This is a genomic window from Pseudoalteromonas luteoviolacea H33-S (assembly GCF_001625695.1).
In the GTDB taxonomy this organism is placed as follows: Bacteria; Pseudomonadota; Gammaproteobacteria; order Enterobacterales; family Alteromonadaceae; genus Pseudoalteromonas; species Pseudoalteromonas luteoviolacea_B.
Genome location: NZ_AUXY01000077.1, coordinates 13,901 through 35,942, shown reverse-complemented (window position 1 = coordinate 35,942; position 22,042 = coordinate 13,901). Strand labels below are relative to the sequence as shown.

2 protein-coding genes are annotated in these 22,042 nt (G+C 46.5%); both read left to right on the top strand.

The genetic code is table 11. From position 1 onward, the window contains the following. Positions 1 to 40 precede the first annotated feature (40 nt). On the top strand, positions 41 to 1,783 hold the full coding sequence (locus N477_RS14100; RefSeq protein ID WP_063362764.1) for a carbamoyltransferase: 1,743 nt from the start codon (positions 41 to 43) through the stop codon (positions 1,781 to 1,783). A gap of 81 nt (positions 1,784 to 1,864) precedes the next feature. Further along, complete coding sequence (locus tag N477_RS26080; RefSeq protein ID WP_063362763.1) at positions 1,865 to 21,967, top strand: non-ribosomal peptide synthetase; 20,103 nt, start codon at positions 1,865 to 1,867, stop codon at positions 21,965 to 21,967. The last annotated feature ends 75 nt before the right edge of the window (positions 21,968 to 22,042 follow it).

Here is a 22,042-nt window from a genome sequence, read left to right as displayed (position 1 = left end):
TCAACAGAATAAAACTTAACCACAATATTGGACCACAGCGATGAAATATTACATTGGCTTAGCCACCTCATTTCACGACCCTGCAATTGCAATCGTTAACGCAAAAGGCGAACTCATTTTTGCCGAAGACGCAGAGCGCTTTTTAGGCTACAAACGTGGCCTATACTGCTTGCCAGACAACCCTTACTACATTGAAGAAGTACTGAAAACGCACTGCGCCGATTGCACTGAGCTTGTGATTGCCAAAACATGGAGTAAAGGCCGCGAAAAAAGCACCAATATTTTAGAAAATGTGGTTTTAAGTATTTTAGAGACTTTCTCATTTAATATTGACGTCAACACCCGTGATATTAAAGATCAGTTCTACTTTGCTCGCGCTTCTCAAGCGGCGGCTGGCAGAACCCTATCACGCTTTTTTGAAGCTGGTTGCCGCAACTTTATCGTCGGTAACTACAGAACTAAAAAACCTACGGATGTACGCTATCACGACCACCATTTAACCCACGCTGCCAACGCCTGTTTTAACAGCCCGTATGATGACGCAACCTGTATCGTGGTAGATGGCATGGGCGAAAAAAGCAGTATTGCCTATTACACCTACAAACATGGCAAGATTAAACCTGCGCCAATCAAGGTAAAACGCTCATTTAAGAGCTTAGGTTTGTTCTACACCATCATCTGTGAAAACCTCGGCTTTGACCCGCTCAAAGGCGAAGAGTGGAAAGTCATGGGCCTAGCTCCTTACGGTAAAAAAGACCAAAGAGTCTATGATTTACTGCGCTCATCTTTGCAGGTTAAAAACGGTAACTTTGCTGTTCCGAAAAACCTTAATGCCATCATGAAAGAAATCAAAAGCATGGCAAGAGAGCCTGGTGAGTCGGTTGAACGCTATAAAGACTTTGCTTACACAGGTCAGTTGGTGTTTGGTGAAATCTTCATGGATTTAATCAACGCCGCATACGAGTATGCACCGTCTAAAAACCTATGTATTTCAGGTGGCTGTTCACTGAACTCCTCATTTATGGGCACCGCTCTTGAGCGCTCCAAATTTGACAACATCTTTGTGCCTTCAGCCCCTGCTGATGATGGCAATGCCATTGGCGCTGCGTTGTTAAGTTACCAGCAAGACAATCCAAGTTGGCAGCCAAGTAAAACCGTGCAATCGCCATATACAGGCTCAACAGTCAAAGAAAAGTCGCTGCAAAAGCTGGCGCAATATGGCCACTTAAAAGCCACAGATTACGGCGATGAGGTCTACAAAAAGACCGCAGAGTTTTTAGCGCAAGGCAAAATCATCGGTTGGGCACAAGGTCGCGCCGAATTTGGTCCGCGCTCTTTAGGTAATCGCTCAATCCTCGCAAACCCTTGTTTGCCAGATATGAAAGACACCATCAATGCCCGCGTTAAGTTCCGTGAAGAGTTCAGACCCTTTGCACCGTCTATCTTGCACGAGCACGGCAATGAGTACTTTGAAAACTACCAAGAGTCACCTTACATGGAGCGTACTTTGGTCTTTAGAGAAGAAGTGCGAGATAAGGTGCCTGCGGTTGTGCACGTCGACAACACAGGTCGTTTGCAGTCAGTAAAAAAAGAGTGGAACGAACCTTACTACAACTTAATCAACAGCTTTAAAGAGATCACAGGTGTGCCTGTACTACTAAACACCAGCTTCAACATTATGGGTAAACCCATTGTGCATTCTGTTGAAGACATGCTCGCGGTGTTCCTGATGTCAGGCATCGACGTGTTGGTGATTAACAACACCATTTACGAAAAGAGCTAACAGTAAGCGCCCTAAATCAAGGGTGATTTAGGGCCTTTGCTTTGCACATTATTAGTTACACCCGTTTTACTGAGACAAACCATGAAAAACAAGCAAGATACTACGGCTAACAAACACACCTCAGCTCAACAAGAGATTGCCATTGTTGGTATATCGCTGCGCTTTCCCGGCGCCAGCAGCAAAGAACAGTTTTGGCACAACTTAGCAAACAAAGTAAGTAGTATCAGTGAGATCCCAGCAGCGCGCTTTCGATGGCAAGATGACTTTGACCCAGCTCCGAAAAAAGACGAACAAAAAATCGTGAGTAAATGGGGCGGATTTATCGACAATATTGACGGTTTTGATGCCGGATTTTTTGCCATTTCCCCCAAAGAAGCGCAAAGCATGGACCCACAACAACGCCTGAGCATGGAGCTGGCGTGGCAATGTTTTGAAGATGCGGGTTTGTCTCCAAGTACCTTCAAAAATACCAAAACAGGTGTGTACTTAGGTTGCAGTAATACCGATTATCAAGAGCTTGCCACGGGCAACATCGACCCACATTTTTTAACGGGCATGTCGACTGGGGTTTTTGCTAATCGCATCTCCCATTATTTTAATTTCCAAGGCCCCAGCGAAACCGTCGATACCGCGTGTTCATCGTCTTTGGTTGCATTGCACAAAGCCATGAACGACTTTAATGCCGGAGAGATCAACGCCGCCTTAGTTGGCGGTGTTAACCTGCTTATCACCAAAAGTCGCTATGTGTCATTCAGTAAGCTCGGAGTGTTATCACCAAATGGGCACTGCAAAACCCTAGATGCCAACGCCGATGGCTATGTGCGTGGCGAAGGCGTGGGCATGGTACTGCTGATGCCATTAGAGCGCGCTTTAAAAGAAAACCTCACTGTGTACGGTGTGGTCAAAGGCAGCAGTGTCGGTCATTCAGGTCACACCAATACCCTCACCTCACCCAGTCCATTTTCGCAATCTCGTGTCATTCAAGAGGCCATCGATAATGCGGGGAACCATAGTGATGATTTATCTTACATTGAGCTACATGGGACAGGCACTCGACTTGGCGATCCAATCGAAATTCAAGGTCTAAAGCGGGCTTTTCGTGCCACAAAATCTAAAAAGTCAGACGGAGACTCTACTTGTTATCTCAGTACAGTCAAAACCAATATCGGTCACTTGGAGTCCGCTGCAGGCATAGCGGGTATCATCAAGGTGCTTTTGAGTTTTAAACACCAGCAAGTACCACCGCTACAAAACTTTGAGACATTGAACCCAAAAATCACGCTGGATAAATCACCGTTTGCCTTAGCAACTGACTGTGTACCCTTAGAGCAAAAACATGTGCTTGCTGGTATTTCATCATTTGGCTTTGCAGGCGTAAACGCCCATGTGATTTTGCAATCACCACCAGCTCAAATAGCAAATACCGTTAGTTTAGATGCACCAGCTGTGATTATGCTCTCCGCCAAAAAGCCTGAGGCCTTAATGACGCGCGCCAAAGCACTCAAAGCCTTTATTGAAGCGCAAAACTTAACTGATGATAGCTTGGCCGATTTGGCATTTACCCTACAAGTTGGCCGCGAAAGCATGAGCCAGCGCTTGGCTTTTAGTGCCAGTTCAATGGCAGAAGTAACAAAACAGCTTAACTTGTTTATTGAAGGTAAAAACGGCGCTTGGCAGCAAGGTAAAGCAGATAAAGGCAACGCGAGTACCTGTATAACAGCAGATAATCAAAACGCCTCAGATGCACTAAGCCAATGGCTATCAGGTGCGACTGTTGATTGGTCAGCACTTTATCCTGATGCTAAACCACAGCGACTTGCCCTGCCCGGCTACCCGTTTAATCCAAAGCCATATTGGATAACCTCAAAAAAAGACGCGCCTAAAGCCGAAGTTTTACACCCACTACTACATAAAGCGTTACCTGCTTTTGATGAACTACTGTTTAGCTCGACTTTTACTGGCGACGAATTCTTTTTAGCGGACCACCAAATCAATGGCGAGTGCGTATTGCCTGGGGTTTGCACGTTAGAAATGGTCCGTGCAGCCATCGCGTTATCCCACAATTTAGAGGCGTCCCATGCCATTCAAATTGAAAACGTCAAATGGCTACGCCCTATCAGCATTGAGCAAGGGACATCCACTGAGCTAAACACTGTTTATGTATCCCTTTGGCAGTCAGATAGTGCAATGCAATTTGAAGTGTGGCAAAAGCACGAAGGCGCACAACAAGTCTGTGCCTCAGGAGAGGTGCAAGTGTCGCAGCAAAGCGCGCCCGTCACCTTATTTGAATTAACCACAGAGTCTGATCAGCTGCTTACACCAAGTGACGCTTACGCCAGGTTTAAAAACATAGACATAAACTACGGCCCCCGCTTTCAAGGCCTACAGCAGTTAAGTAAACAAGGTATAACAGCAACCGCCAAAGTGGCCGTACCTTCATCGTGCAGCCAAGGCTTTGGCTTATCACCTGCCCTTGTCGACGCAGCGCTGCAATCCTTAATCATATTTGCCGACCAGTCACACGCAGCCCTGCCATTTGCCACCGAGCAAGTGTGCTTTTACAACGCACAGCAATTGAGTACAGCACAGCACAATGAAGTCTGGGTCAAAGCGACGCAGACAAATAACGACACAGATAACACACAAAAGTTTGATTTAGATATCTGCGATTTAGATGGCAATTTACTTATGGGCATTAAAGGTTTTTCAACTCGAAAAGTCCCATTAGATGCCGTCAAACCAAGTACGCAAGACCTGCTCACGCTCACGCCTTGCTGGCAAGCAGTCACACCCGACTTTGAAACGTCTCCTGAACTGCACGCAGCTTATTTTGGGCCACAGGCATTAAAACCAGATTGGTTAACCGAGAGTAATGACACCAATCAGCTGGTTTGGTTGGCACAAGATGAGTACGCACAGCCGCTGGCTTTATTCCAACAACTCAAGCGCATGTTGGCAGACGGGTTTGATAGTAAACCACTGTCAATCACCTTAGTGACAAAACAAACACAAGCCGTTTTTGGCCAAAATGAACAAAATAACTGCGAAGGTGCAGGCCTAATTGGCCTACTGCAAAGTGTCGCACAGGAATACCCAAGCTGGACGGTGCGTATCATAGATGCGGAGCAATTAGATTCTATCCCAAGTGAATTTACAGCATTGCCTGCAGGGTTGTATGCGCATCGAACTGGGCAATACTTTTGCTTTGAGCTGGCGCAGCACACTTATCTAGATGCAGCAACTAACAATGCGAATCTGCAAAAACAAGGCACCTTTCTCGTACTGGGCGGGGCTGGCGGTCTTGGCCAAGTATGGAGCGAATGGATGATAAAGCACCACGATGCGCAAATCATCTGGCTTGGCCGCCGTGAATTAAACGCGGATATTCAAAGCGATATTGACCGCTTAGCAAAGCTTGGTAAAGCCCCTGTATACATTCAATGTGATGCCAGTGACAAAGATGCGATGGAAAGTGCATCTAAAAGCATCACCAGTCAATTTGGTGATTTAAATGGTGTGGTGCATTCAATTTTACACCTAGAAGACCAAACGCTGGCAAACATGGATGACGCGCAATTTAACCGCAGCTATCACGCCAAACAGCAAACCGGAGAAGTCGCGCTGGAAGTATTCAGCCAAGCCGACTTAGACTTTTTCTTGTTCTTTTCATCTATGCAGTCGTTTTCTCCTGCTGCGGGGCAAAGTAACTATGCCGCGGGGTGCGTATATCTAGATTCACTTGCTCGCACTTACCAGCATAAGTGCCCAGTTAAAATCATCAATTGGGGATACTGGGGCTCAGTGGGCGTAGTCCAAGACGAATACTACCAAAAGAAAATGCAGGCGATGGGCATTGGCTCTATCGAGGCAGAGCAAGGCATGCAAGTTCTTGCGACCTTGATGGACTCAAACTTAACGCAAGCGGGCGTGCTTAAAATCACACAAGCCGCATTAGCGGATACCTTTAAGTTACAGAGCTTTAGTGCACAAGGCGCGCAGCATGCAATCGCAAAGCAAAGCTCTAAATATCAAGCGCCTAAGCAAGATAGCAAAGCACAGGTTGACCTAACCCAACTTTGCGCGGCGCTCCACCAAGCTGGCTGGCAACACCCAGCCCAGCGTGAACAAGCCCTTGCCATTTTGCCAGAGTATTTCAGTAAGTGGTGGACAGAGACCGAGCGCTATTTAGAGGCGCACCAGCTAATGAAAAATGGCGTTATTCAAACTGTTGAAGCTGTCCATAACTCAACCCCATCGGAGGATCTACTAGATAATTGCTTGGCGAATTTGCCTGCCATTTTAAATGGCGAGATCAAAGCCACAGATGCGCTCTTTCCCAATGCATCCATGGCCTTAGTCGAAGCGGTTTATCAAAATAATCCGGTTGCGGATTATGCAAATGCGGTGTTGATTGAGCAGTTGCAATCCTACTTGGCGACAGCCAACTTGGAATCAATACGCGTGCTTGAAATTGGCGCAGGTACTGGCGGCACGACTCGCTCGGTTTTACCAGCGCTTAAACCGTGGCAAGTTGAAGAATACGCTTATACCGACTTATCCAAAGCATTCTTTAACCATGCCAAGGCGCAGTATCAAACTGATTACCCATTTGTTGACACCAAATACCTAGATATCAGCAAGCCTCTTGCAGGGCAAAATATTGATATCGGCAGCTATGATGTGGTGATTGCCACTAACGTTCTGCACGCTACTGCGGACATTAAAAACACCCTGCAAAATGCCAAAGCTTGCTTAAAGCAAGGTGGTGTTTTACTTATCAATGAAGTGGTACAAACCTCCTTATTTACACACCTAACATTCGGCTTGTTAGAGGGATGGTGGCTAAGCCAAGATGCCCACTTACGCTTAACAGGCTCGCCAATGTTGTCTATCGAAAACTGGCAACAAGCTCTTTATGAAACTGGATTTGTAAACGCTTTTGCCGCTGGTGATACCAGCGCGCCTCAGCAAGTTTTTTGCGCCCAGAGTGATGGGGTTTCTTTACAAGCAAAAACGCCAACACACACCAAGAACAAAGACAAAAAAGATAACCACAAAGCAACACAGAGTATGAGCAGTACATCAATACAACAGCCACAACACAATCTAGATCCCTCTGCGCTGACTGAATTTGTCCACAATGCGCTATTTGACATTGCAAGTACCGCCCTAGACATGGCTCCTAACGAACTAGACGCAGAAGAGTCATTTGCAGACTATGGGGTAGACTCTATTTTAGCCATTCAAATGCTGGATGAGATCAATGCCAAGTTTAACGTAAACTTGCCAGCAACCTTGCTGTTTGATTACCCATCAATTGACACATTGAGTGCTTATATCATCGCAGAGCATAAAGAGCAGGTTTTAGCGGTAATGCCAGCACAAAGCGACAGCAACGCGTCTGAACACGCTGTTAAAACAAATACAAACTCTGATAGCACGCACAACTTGCGCAAGCACAGCTCACAAAGCAAAGTGGTGCAAGCAGAGCAAGAAAACTTAACAACACAAGCACCTGTTCACAGTGGTAAAATCGCCATTGTGGGCATGAGCGGTCAATTTGGTGATGCAGACAATCTCGAAGAATTTTGGTGCATGCTGGCGGAAAAGCGCACCTCGGTCAAAGCACAAACACGATGGGATGTATCACGCCTTACTGCCAATCAGCAAAGCTGGAGCAAATACGCTAGCTTGCTGAATGACATCAGCCTCTTCGATGCGCCATTTTTCTCGATTACACCGCAAGAAGCCATGTACATGGACCCACAGCAAAGGCTCTTTTTGCAACAAGCGTATAAAGCATTAGAAGATGCCAATATGATCACCAAAGTTGCTGGTCAAAATGTCGGTGTGTACTTGGGCTGTGCGCAAAGTGATTATGCAGGATTGGCAGAAGAAGATGCGCCCGCACAAGTGTTTTGGGGCAATGCAGGATCGGTTATCCCAGCTCGTGTTTCTTACTTTTTAAATTTAAAAGGCCCAGCCCTTGCCATAGACACGGCGTGTTCGTCCTCTTTGGTTGCCCTTCATAGTGCGTGCCAAGCTTTAAACAACAATGAGATCAGCAGCGCCCTTGTCGGCGGTGTTGCTACTTTATGCACCCCTAAATTTTCCATTCATGCGGGTAAAGCGGGCATGCTCAGCCCAGATGGCACCTGCTATACCTTTGACGATCGCGCCAATGGCTTTGTGCCTGGTGAAGGCGCAGGTGTGCTCGTACTGAAAAAGCTTGAAGACGCCGAGCGCGATGGCGACCACATTTACGGTGTGATCCTAGGCTCAGCCACCAATCAAGATGGCACCACCAGCGGGATCACCGCGCCGAGTTCTTTATCACAAGAGCAATTACACCGCGATATCTACGCGCGCTTTGATATTGCGCCCGACTCAATTCAAATGATCGAAGCCCATGGTACAGGCACAAAACTGGGCGACCCCATCGAGTTTCAGGCGCTGACTCGGGCATTTAGAGCCCACACCGACAGCAACGAGTTTTGTGCGCTGGGCTCGGTCAAAACCAATATCGGCCACTGCCTAACCGCAGCGGGCGTTGCTGGGGTGATCAAAGCACTACTTGCCATGAAGCACCGCACTATTCCTGCCTCGCTTCACTATGAGCAAGGCAACAGTCATATCAATTGGCATAACACGCCATTTTTTGTCAACCAAGAAGCCATCGCATGGCAAAGCGACAACGGGCAAAAACGCCGTGCAGCGGTGAGCTCCTTTGGCTTTAGTGGCACCAACGCCCATGTTGTACTAGAAGAATATTTGCCTCAACCTGTCCAGCAGCAAAGCACGGCTACGCAACCGGTGATCATCACGCTTAGCGCCAAAAGCAAAGAGTCACTCAATGACAAAGCGCACGCCTTGAAGTCATGGCTGACACGCAAAAACGTACAAGACAGCGCCCTGACTAGCCTTGCCTTCACGCTACAAAGTGCCCGTGAAGAGATGGACTATCGCATGGCATTTACCGCAAGCACCATTGCAGATGTGCAAGATGGCCTGACGCAATTTATAAACAAGGCGCGTGGTCACTACAAGCAAGGGGAAGTCAAACAAGGTAAAGAGATTTTAAGCGCACTGGATAACAGTGACTTTATGCGTTGGATAGAGCAAGGCGACTTGAATAAATTGCTGGCACTTTGGGTTGTTGGTGCTGACATCGATTGGCCTTTATTGTACGCACAGCAAACGCCAGCGCTATTGCGTTTACCCACTTATCCGTTCGCTAAAACGTCATTTTGGCTGCCAGAAAAAAGTACACATAAACCCGCTGAAAAATGCGAGCCAAGTGCTGCGCTCGACTTTAATGGTCCAAGCGCAAACGTGCAAAACACGCAAGCGTTTGAGCCTGTACCACAGCTACCAATCAAACAGGCACCTAATACACCATCGGCACTGCTCCATTACACCGTAAACTGGGCGGATAAACCGTTAACTTCTACTGAGCCTGCGACATATCATCGTCAAGTTGTACTGCTTGGTGATAACTTACCGGAAATATACTCGGTATCAAGCACGCGTCTAAACTGCACAGCCACTGAAGTTCAAACGCAATTAGAAGCCTATACAAATGGTCTTATCGACTATTTTAAGCAGCTCGAACGACAGCAAGGCACCATCACCAAAAAGACACCGAGCAACTTACTTGTTCAAGTTGTGGTAAAAGACCAAACCACGCTTTTAACTGCACTCAATGGTGTGCTGAAAACAGCCGCCATCGAATACAGCAACATTGAGACTCAGCTAATTGCCGTTGATGATACAAATAATTTTGAACACCTTGTTGAGAATGAAGCGAAAAAACAAGACGCCTGTATACGCTACCAACAAGGACAGCGACAGGTTTTAACCTTTGACTTGCAAGCCTATCAGCAAGTTGATACCTCCACCTTGCCTTGGAAAGAAGATGGTGTGTATGTCATAACAGGCGGCCTTGGCCAACTTGGTCAAACCTTTGCCAAAGAAATCATCCAACATACTAAACAAGCACATATTGTGTTTGTTGGCCGCCGTGCACATAACAATGAGATTCAAACACACCTTGATGCACTTGGAGGCGAGCCGTCAAGATTGCGCTATGTATCATTGGATATTGCCAATCATGATGACGTCAACGCACTGTTTGCAAACCTCAAAGTCAAGCATGGTGGTATCACAGGCATAATTCACAGTGCCGGGGTGATCAAAGATCAACTGATAAGCAATAAAACGCCGCAAGAAGTCGAACAGGTGTTTGCGCCAAAAGTGGCTGGCTTAATGGCTTTAGATGAAGCGAGTAAAACATGTGATTTAGACTTTTTTGTCTGCTTCTCTTCCATTGCAGGTGTATTTGGCAATATGGGACAGGCAGATTATGCCTGTGCTAACGCCTTTATGGACCGCTTTATGGCAGCTCGTCAAACGCAAGTATCACAAGGCATGCGCAGCGGTTTGAGCCTGTCAATTAACTGGCCATTGTGGTCAGAAGGCGGCATGCAGGTTGACTCATTAACCACGTCTATTTTGCAATCTCAAGGCATTAAAGTGATGCCGAATGAAGTCGGTATCGACGCGTTTTATCGTATTTTCACCTTGCACAACATCCCTACTCAGCACTGTTTTTTATATGGCGATGCCAGCAAATTAACACAGCTTTGGCTCAAGCCTAGTACCACAACTCAGCGCATCAACACCGGCTCTGTAGAGGGTGGAAAAAGCCACGCTCAGATCCGCGACCACGTTAAGTCAATTATTACCGACATCACTAAAATCGACGTGCAAGACTTAGACGATGAGGTTGATTTTAAAGACATGGGTTTTGACTCCATCATGTTGATGTCAGTGGTGCAAAGGCTTGAGTCTGATACGTTTTTGAACATTGAAACTTTGCCACCCGCACTGCTTTTTGAGATAAGCACCATCAATGAGTTATGCGACTATTTGGCTGCGCACCAACTGCCAACGCAAGTGGATGAGCCCTTGGCTCAAAGCACGCCAGCCAGTGCAAATTTACATGGGCCTATGCCACTGTCAAAAGCTCAGCAAGGTCTGTGGTTACTGCACAAGCAAAACCCGCAGCTAAGCACTTACCATGTACCAATGGTTTTTGAAGTCAACGACTTGAATGTGGACTGTATGCAGGCTGCGCTTAACTGGCTCAGCGAAAAACACCCCATTTTGTCGGTGCAGCTAGCTGAAGTGGAAGGCTTACCTCAGCAACAAATCACAGGGCTTACACCTGTACTGGAGCAAAATCACACGCCAGTGGCATCAAAATCAGCCTTGATTGATTTGATCCAAGCAGACATCAAGCTGCCATTCGCGCTGGCACAATCACACTCAGCACACAGCCCGCTGCTGTGGCGCGCAACACATTGGCAAGTCAACGGCCAGCTCGATGTGGTGGTTTTAGTATTCCATCACCTTATCATTGACGGTGTCTCTGCGACCCTATTACTTGAACAATTATGGCAAACTTACCACGCTCTCGTCGCCAATGAACCGCTAGAGCAAGCTCAACCAGATACTGGCTTTTTCACCTACCTTGAGTGGGAAAAGAAGATGCTCAGCAGCGAGCAAAGCACACAGCTAACACACTATTGGCAAACACAGTTGCAAGGTGTTGAGTCTGAGCTGACATTAGCTGGCAAGCAAGAAAAGCAAAGTGCGAACAAGCAAGCAAAGCGACTTGAGCTGGCGATAAATAGCAACCAAGTGCAGCGTATTCAGCAGTTTTGTAGTAGCAATAAACTAAACCCTGCCGCGTTTTTCTTATCTGCGTTTCAAACTCTATTGAGTGCCAAAACGCAGCGTGATGACATCACTTTGGGCGTGCCAGTGCTGCACCGCCCAACCAGTGACATGGCCAATTCATTAGGCTTGTTTGTAAACCAACTGCCACTTAGCGCTTCTGTAAACCAAACACTCTCATTCTCGCAATTGGCACTACAAAACCAACACCAGCTTGGCGAGCTTATAAAGCACAGTGGCTATCCATTTGCTGAAATCGTCCGCGCAACGGGTGCTAAACGCGCGATGCACAGCCATCCGATTTTCCAAATCGGGTTTGCCTACCATAATTTCTTAAAACCAGATTGGATTGAGTCTAATCAAGACTTGGTGAACGCCATTTGGCCTGACTGTGTGCAAGAACCTGAACTAGATTTAAGCTTGGAAGTCACGCCTTTATCACACAGCTTTAAGGTTGCGTTTAAATTTGATGAAGCCGTCTACCCTTCAACAATTATTGATGCATTGGCTAAAGACTATACGGCTTTAATTGATGACGTGATGTTTGCAGGCGAGCAAGCACTTGGCAGCTTACCAGTCTTTGCTAACTTAAAAACCCTGCCTGCGGCTCAACCGACCCTAGTCAATTTGTTTGAAGCACAAGCCGCTATGCACCCAGAGCACATCGCCGTTTGCTTTGGTATGCAGTCAATCAATTACCGTCAGCTCAACGACAAAGCCAATCAATTTGCAAACACGCTCTTAAATCACCCTGAATTTAAGCAAGACACTGAAAACCTTATTGCGCTATGTGCCAAACCTTCTATTGAATTAATCGTCGCGATCCTGGGGATTTTAAAATCAGGAGCAGCCTATGTGCCCCTTGATCCCAACTCACCTGCGGCGCGCATTCAACATATTTTAGAAGACGCCAAGCCAAGTATGTTAGTACTTGGCACAGAGATGCAGCATGCAGGGGCCTACCAGCATCATCAGGTGATTAACTTGCAAGCGGCCCTTGCAACTACTGTTCAGGTTGCCAATATCAATCGCGCATCTGCATCCAACTTGGCGTACGTTATTTATACATCGGGCTCAACGGGCAAGCCAAAAGGCGTTTTGGTTGAGCATCACAATGTGTGCAGCTTATTTAACAACACCCAATCGTTATTTGGTTTTAATGAGCAAGATACTTGGTGCTTGTTCCACTCTTATGCCTTTGATTTTTCGGTCTGGGAAATTTGGGGTGCGCTACTACACGGCGGCAAACTTTTGATCCCCGATGAGCTTACTCGCAAAGAATCCGTGAGTTTTGCCAAATTTGTCATCGATAACCAAGTGACTATTTTGAACCAAACGCCATCGGCATTTTACCCACTGATGGATAACTTGCTGGCAAGCCCACACAATGCACTGCGTAAAGTGATATTTGGTGGTGAAGCACTCGATGTGAGCAAGCTAGCACCTTGGTTTGAGCAAGCACAGCCACACGCCGAGCTTGTCAACATGTATGGCATCACCGAAACCACTGTGCATGTGACCGAAGTCACCATAGATGCGAGCATGGTATATGGCGCACAAGCGCGCAGTACCATAGGCCGTGCCCTACCCGGCTACGAAGTATTGTTGTTAGATGAACAATTCAACCCAGTTCAAGCAGGGCAAGTTGGTGAAATTTTTGTCGCAGGTTGTGGCGTGACTCGAGGCTATCACAATCAGCCCGCGCTGACCGATGCACGCTTTATTACTCACAGCACCGGCAAACGCCTTTACCGCTCAGGTGATTTAGCCCGTTTCAATGAGTCTGGTTTACTGGAATACATGGGCCGAGCCGACGACCAAGTTCAGATCCGTGGTCACCGCATTGAACTTGGCGAAGCCCAACATGCACTACAATCACTGAGCTACATCACAGACGCCTATGTGACTAGCGCACAAAAGCAACGTGGACAAGTTTTGGTGGCGTATATCATTGCCCCAGACGCGCCGTCTACAGCGCAAATTCGTGCCGATCTACTGTTCAAGTTACCTGAATATATGGTGCCTGCTTATTTCGTATTGGTGCCCCATTTCCCAATTACTCCAAACGGTAAGATTGATAAGCAAGCATTGTCGAAGCAGTTACCATTTGTGCCATCACAAACAGCAATGTTAGACGCAAAACCTAACGCCAGCACCCTCACTGCAACACCTAAACTGACTGAGCAATCAGAGCTCAAAGCAGCGGTGACGCAAATTTGGCAGCAAGTTTTAGAAGTCGAGCACATCGCCTCCAATGTGCCATTTTTCGAAGCTGGCGGTGATTCACTGCTGGCCAATGTGCTCACTGCTAAGTTTAAATCACAGTTAGATGTTGAGTTTCCGCTCACGCAAATTTTTCAATCCAGCACCATAGATGCGATGACAGACTTTATCGCCCAAGCACAAAATGCGCATACGCAAGCACCTGTCCAAGAGATAACAAGCGATGCAGCTAATAGCAATTCTGACAATCAAGAAAATCACACTCAAGATATCGCACTGATCGGCCTATCTTGCCAGTACCCTGATTCGCAGAACCACACCGAGTTTTGGCATAATTTGGTCAACGAAAAAGACTTACTCAAACGACTCAGTGAGTCTACCGAGCAAGGCGACATTACCTGGCTCGACTCTTGGGTTGAGGGCCAAGACCAATTTGACCCAGAGTTTTTCAATATCTCTGAAAAGAACGCCAAAACAATGAGCTACTCGCAACGTCAATTGCTACTACATGCATGGAAAGCCATTGAAGATGCAGGCTACTGCGCTGAAAACATGCCAAATACGGGCGTGTATGTGTCATCCTCTGGTGCAGATAACCCAGATTTAAACCTGCAAGACAAGTTTAAAGATGGCCAGTTTATTTTAAACGCACAAGACTATGTGGCTTCGACCATTAATCAACCCGGTACACTGCCAACCACCATTTCATATCATCTTGGCTTTACTGGCCCAAGCTTGTTTGTGCACTCAAACTGTTCATCGTCTATGTCTGCCATCTCGTTGGCATGCAGCGCACTAAAAGCTGGCGAGATTGATTACGCCATTGTCGGCGCAGCTTGCCTTTACCCGCAACGTTACACCGGATATGAGTACGAAAAAGGACTCAACTTTGCAGGCGATGCACGCTGTAAGGTGTTTGATGAAAAAGCCGACGGTATGATTGGTGGCAGCGGCGTCTCTGTGATTGTATTAAAACGCGCCGATGATGCAGTCAATGACGCTGATAACATCTACAGCCTCATTCGTGGTATCAAGGTAAATAACGACGGCAAAGACAAAGCGGGCTTTTTCGCTCCGGGCACCAAAGGCCAAATGCACGTCATAGAGCAAACTTTAAAAGCCGCAAACGTCTCGCCAGCTTCAATCAGTTATGTGGAAGCCCATGGTACTGGCACTGCGCTTGGTGACCCCATTGAATTTTCATCTTTGCAGCAGGTTTATCAGCAATATAGCGGCGACAAACAGTTTTGCGGCTTAGGTGCTGTTAAATCTAACCTAGGTCATACAGATACGTTGGCGGGCCTCACTGGCTTAATTAAAACATCGTTGGCGCTTTATCACAAAAAACTGCCAGCCTCATTGCATTACAATAACGTTAATCCGCACATAGATTTAGCAAACTCTCCCTTTTATATGGTCGATAGCACACGAGATTGGCACACACCACTACTACCAAGGCGCGCAGCTGTGAGCTCTTTTGGTATTGGTGGCACCAATGCCCATGCCGTGTTGGAAGAAGCCTGTAATATCGAGTATCACGAGCTTGAAAACCAGCTGATATATTCACCGGCCATTATTGTGCTCTCTGCACACACGCAAGCGGTATTAGACAAACAAGTCGCGCAATTACATGACTATTTGACTGCTAACAACTTAACTGAACAAGACCTAAGAAGACTGGCTTTTACCTTGCAGACTGGCCGTACGGTGATGCCTATTCGCACAGGGGTTGTAGTCAACTCTATTGCTGAGCTGAAATCAAAACTCGCTAAATACGTGCCAACAGCTGCAATTAAGCCAGCACACTCGATTGAGTTAGAGCGTGCGATAAGACTTTTAGATCATCAAGAGATCTTAGCCCATTGGGTAAAAACCGGTTTCACAAACTGGGACTTTATCTATCAAGGTGAAAAGCTGCCAAAGCTCAGTTTGCCTACCTACCCGTTTGCACTTAAAACCATTGGCCTTGGCGATGCACAAACCGTGCAAGTACCTAAAGTCGGTGATGATGAACAGGCTAAAGTGACGCTGAAAGCCCCTGTTTGGGTCAAAAACGCACAAACAGGCCAAGCTCATACGACAGCAACTGATACAGAGAATCATCTTGTTTTATGTGACTACACTGCACACGCGCAATTCAGTGAACTGCCAGATACGCAAATACATACATTGCACTCTGAACACTTCGCGATTGAGCAAAAAATTGCAGACTATGGCTTTCAACTGGTTGAGCTTATCAAACACTTAGCAAAGGCCAAAAAGCAGATAAAACTGCAACTGGTCATTGGCGACACTGCATCCGCCGATACTCAAGCGAACCTCTATACTGGCTTCCATGCGCTATTAAAAACAGCCAGCCTTGAGCACAAAACACTGCAAACCCAATTGTTGGTAATAGACACAGAAGTAATAGAAAGTGAAGTTGCTAGGATACTCCGTGCCGAACAAAGTGGCTTTGATGAAAAGTTTGTACGTTACATTAAGGGTGAACGTGAAGTATTAACCTATCAAGCAATTACATCAGCTGAACCAAAAATGCCGTTTAAAGCAAATGGCGTTTACCTCATCACAGGTGGTTTTGGTGGCATAGGTCAGCACTTTATCAAGGCGATCAGTGCACAACCATTTAATAAAACCATTGTCGTGACAGGGCGTAAACCGCAAAGCCATCCTGAAGTGCAAAAGCAGTTAGTGGCACTGAGCACATCAAATACACAATTGCAGTACCAAAGCGTGGATGTTTCACACAAAATGAATGTGCTTTTGATGGTGCGTGACATCCTTGCCAAGCATGGTTCGCTGAGCGGTGTTATTCACGCGGCAGGCATTGTTAAAGACACGCTTTTAAGCAAAAAAGATAAACACAGCTTTTCGCAAGTACTTGCCCCTAAAGTTTCGGGCGTGGTTGCATTGGATGAAGCCACTCAAGATTTGGCATTGGACTTTTTTGTCTGTTTTGCGGGGCTAAGTGGCGTAAATGGTGCTTTGACGCAAGTCGACTATGCCACAGCCAATGCCTTCTTAGATAGCTATATGCACTATCGCAGTGGACTGCAACAACGCGGTGAACGCCAAGGTATGAGCGCCAGTATCGACTGGCCGTATTGGCAAGATGGCGGCATGAAGATCAACCCTGATTTTAAAGACATGCTGGCAAAAACTGGTTTTACACCTATGCCAACACGCACAGGCATTGACGCATTTTATAGTTCGCTGCAACACCCTCAAACGCTCGTTGAATATACGAAAACGGCGCAGCCAGCCAATGCCAGCAGCACGCCCAATGCACACCAGTTTGACAATATCGAGGCACTCACTGCTGAGCTAAAAACGGGCTTAAGCGGCATTGCCGCTGACCTTTTAGGGGTGGATGCCAACGAGCTCGACCCCGATACAGACTTAGGTGACTTTGGCGCAGACTCTATCGCTTTTATCACCTTTATCAACCAAGTGAATGCCAAATACCAACTAACATTGTCGCCGAGCGTGCTGTTTATGCACTCTACTTTAAACAGTATTTTGGCCCATATTTTGGACGAACATAGCGATAAATTGGTTGGGAACAACTCAGGTCATACTGAGCTTCAAAAGGTCCAAGTTACTGAACAGACGAATGAAACAGATGATCGCATCGCGATCATTGGGATCAGCGCACAATTTCCACAAGCAAATAACATTGATGCATTTTGGCAAAACCTCGTCAATCAAACAGACTGTGTAACTGAATTTGACTGGGCAGGTGAAAATACTGATACCCGTTCACAACAACCGCTACCAAAAGATATTAATTGGCTTGGTCGCCTTGAGCGCAACCAACACTTTGATCCGCTGTTTTTTAATATTGCCCCTGCTGAAAGTGATCGTATTAAACTTCAAGAAAGCTTGTTAATGTCACATGTTTGGCAATGTATTGAAGATGCAGGCTATGATCCAAAATCCTTAGCTGGCACCAACACTGGTTTATTCATTGGCTGTCAGGCTGGATATCACGAGGGCTTGATCACCTCCTCCGCCTATGCGCCAAATCGCATGAGCTACTTCTTGGATCTACACGGTCCTAGTGAAGGCGTGGACACCACCTGCTCGTCTTCTCTCGTTGCCATCCACAAAGCCGTACAAGCCATTCAAAATGGTGAATGTGATCAGGCCATCGTGGGTGGGGTGAATGTCATTGACTCTCCAAGTGCATCGCTTGCAATGCATGACATTGGCGCGCTCTCACCCACAGGGCGTTGTCGCACTTTCTCGGCAGATGCCGACGGCATTGTGCGCGGCGAAGGTGTGGGCATGATCTTTATTAAAAAGCTAAATGAATCGGAGCGAGATAAAGATCACATCTATGGGACGATTTTAGGCTCCGCCATTAATCACGGCGGTAAGTCTCAAGGCTTTACTGTCCCCAATGCAAAAGCGCAAACTCGCCTGCTCGACAAAGCTTGGCAAGATGCGGGCGTTGACCCAAGCACGCTCAGCTACATTGAGTGCCATGGTACCGGCACCTCACTTGGCGACCCTGTTGAGCTCGATGCACTCAAGGCCGCCTATAAAAAAATCAGCGCGGCGACAGGTAACGCGCAAACCTGTGCGCTGGGCTCAGTGAAAAGTAATATCGGCCATCTTGAAATTGCCGCAGGTATTGCTGGAGTGATCAAAGTATTACTGCAACTTAAACACCAAACTTTAGTGCCATCGCTCCATGTGGATGAGCTCAACCCATACTTAGGCCTTGAGAAATCACCATTTAAAGTACAAACAGAGATGACTCCTTGGCAAAGTGAGCAACCTCGCCGTGCCGGGGTAAGCTCATTTGGTATCAGTGGCGTAAACGCCCATATCGTACTTGAGGAATACAGTAAACAGCCTGTCGCCGAGGCCACAGCAGCGGATACTGAATCTGCCATTGTGCTTTCGGCTACCAGCCAATCAGCGCTAGAAGCAAAAGTTAAGGCGCTCAATGCCTTTGTTGAGCAGCAACCGACCGTGTCTTTCGAGTCCCTCGTTTATACACTGCAAATAGGTAGAACGGCGCATAAATACCGCACTGGCTGGACTGTTTCTTCTATTGCGGATTTAAAACAAAAACTCGGCGCTGAGCTTGAAAGCAATACTTTGATGATTAAAAAGGTGCCAAGCACAAAAGCTGAGGCGATTACTGATAACGATGTATTAAAGCTTGCCCACAATCCAGCGGCTCTGCTGCGCTTTTGGCTTGAAGGACACCCAATCAATTGGTCTGTGCTGTATAAAACACCGGTGCAAAAAGTCAGCTTACCAAGTACACCGTTTTTAATTACTGAGTCCCCTGCTGCGCCTTGGCTACTGCTGGAAAATCAATGGCAAACGATGCCACTGAGTTGCCCGCTAGATTGGCAAGCACAGCTACACCCTTTACTTGCCAACAAAAAAGGGCTTATCGTTGCAAAGGATAAGCAAAGCGCTGAGCCACTGCGTGCTAAGCTCAACGGCTGTGACGTGGATATTGTACATTTTTCAGAGCTCGACACCTTGGTATTTAACCAAGATACGTTACCAAGCTTTGTTTACTTCATTGCCGAGCAAGCAGAAACGACCCCTGCAGATATAAAGCCTCTGTACGAATTTATACAGGCGATTTCCAAGTTTGATAAACACACAATGCAGTTGTTTTACGCTTTGCCAAATAGCCACATGTCCAGCAGTTATGAAGATATCAGTGCGCTTCTCAGAAGCTACACCATGCGCAATCCTGCCCATGTTTGGAGTCTGGTTGAGTTTGCTGATAACGGTTCAGAGTGGGCTGACAAATTACTGCAAGAGCTGGTTTGCCCAAGCTTAAACAGCGATGCCACTCAACCTAACCAAGTGAAGTATCAAAACCAATCTCGCTTTGGCTTAGCACTGAACAAAGCGGCTTTACCTGCAAATAATTCTGCGCTCTGTGCAAACAACTTTAAACAACACGGGGTGTATTTGATTGCTGGCGCTCTGGGCGAGTTAGGCATGGCACTGTGCGAGCAGTTATTAACGCAATTTAACGCCACACTTATCTTACTTGGTAGACGCAAAGAGGCGCAATGTATTGACTCACTCAATCAACTAAAAATATCTCAACAAGGTCAAGTCCATTACTTGAGTGCAGATGTCGCTTGCGAGCAAAGCCTTCGAGAGGTTCACAAGTACATGGATGAATACAACTTGCAGCTAAATGGCATACTGCATTTAGGTACCGCCTTTAAAGAAGATGAAAACAACTGGACTGACTTTGAACAAGCAATGCAAGTCAAAGTGCAAGGCTCAATCAATCTGGACAAGGTGTTTGCACATACCAACCTTGATTTGTTTGTGATGTTCTCATCGATGGCGGTATTTGGCAGTTTAAATCACCTATCCTACTCATACGGCAATGGCTTTCAAAACGCATTTGCCCACGCCCGTCAACAACAAGTACTGGCAGGTGAAAGGCATGGTAAAACATTGGCCATTAATTGGGGATACTGGCATTCGGACGACCCTGTAAAAAGCATTGAAAATGGCTTTGCAGAGAAAAAAGGCTATCAGCTTATCACCATGCCTGAGGCGTTTAGCTTAATGCAACACTTGTTGAACAGCGAAGTCACTAATATGGGCGCTTTACTGAGCACATCGCCTGATAAAATCTATCAAAATACCGCGCGCATATTGAGCCGCGAGGTTGCGCCCGCAGATACTGTCTCACACTTATCAGATACACAGATTGAAGTTGTGAACAGCGCTGATATACGAGGTGCTGTGATCCAAATCGTCAGTAATGTGATTGGCATTTCAGCAGATGAATTAGATCTAGATTGCGACCTATACGAATATGGCTTTGACTCAATTTCTTTACTGAAAACCTTTCAGCAATTAAAAGAGCAGCTTAATATAGAGCTACAGGCAGATGCGTTTAAAAACATGAATACCATAGCGGCATTCATCGAAGACATTGAAAAGCTCTATTGTGCACAGCAAGCAGATAGCCAAAGTGAAGTGAGCCAGCAAAAGCCTGACTTTATTTTAGATGCGGGCTTCACCCCTATCAGTCAAACCTCTGAGTTATCAAAGGCGTATGAAGGCGACGTGAAATCAGTGCTACTCACTGGCGCAACGGGCTTTTTAGGCAGCCATATTCTTCAGCAATTATTAGATGAGACAGATGCAACTATCTACTGCATTGTCAGAGCAAGTTCATTAATTGAGGCCAAGCAACGTATTGCGCACTCAGCCAAAAACTATCAGCTTTTACCTAATATGAGTCGCATCGAGCCCATGCTTGGAGATATGGAAAAGCCACAGCTTGGTTTGTCCGATAAAGATTGGCAAAGCTTGTGCGAACATGTGCAGCACATAGTTCACACGGCTTCTTACGTGAATCATATTCAACCTTACTTTGCATTTAAAAAGTCAGTGGCGGGTACCAATCAGCTGTTACAAATAGCCACGACAAAATCGCTCAAAATGATGCACTTTGTCTCGAGCACGACCGCCAGTACACAAGTCAAAAATTCGCACTTTTCAGTGAACCCCGTCGAAGACTTTATCGACGTCACTGATGCTGAGCTCATTTGCAGTGGCTACGGTCAATCTAAATGGGTGCAAGAGGAGAATATCCGCCAAGCTTCAGAATGCGGTGTGCCCTACACCATTTATCGCTTTGCGCAAATTTCAGGGTCGTCACAAACTGGCATTGGCAACACCGATGATATTTTCCATCGAATTTTAAAAATGATGATGCGAACGCCTGTACAGCCCGCAGAGGTTCCGTATTTACTGGATATTATTCCGGTGGATAAAGCCGCTGCCGCCATCGTACTTGGCATGAATGATGAGCAAAAACGCAATACGGTCTTTCATGTGGCAAACAAAACACCATTGCCTGTCACGCAGTTTTACGACATGGCAAAAAGCCAAGGCTTGCGCTTTGAGCAAGGTGAAAAGCATGCGTTTATTGAATCATGCAAACACTATACCGAACACGCAACGGAGGGTAATACCCAAGTCATTATGGATGGCTTACTCACGCAGCGCCCAGGATATGATGAATATTTGTTTGAAGCGTACCTAATGCCCATGGCACCGTACGATAAAGACAATTATTTAGCGCTGGTAGATCAATACCAAGTTGGATTAGATGACTGGGAGGCGCTGTTTAACACCTACTTTAAACAGTGGCGAGAAGACTCGCACTATCAAGTTATTTGGCAAGAGGCTGAACTCCCCTCTCATTAACATAAAAGCTCAAAGTCGCCAGCTTATTTGTGCGGCTTTGAGCTTTTCCTATAATTCAGCTACCGTGTTTTAAAA

Bases quoted from the DNA above. Each gene is read 5' to 3' on its own strand.
- N477_RS26080 (WP_063362763.1), top strand. From the start codon at position 1,865: ATGAAAAACAAGCAAGATACTACGGCTAACAAACACACCTCAGCTCAA.
- N477_RS14100 (WP_063362764.1), top strand. From the start codon at position 41: ATGAAATATTACATTGGCTTAGCCACCTCATTTCACGACCCTGCAATT.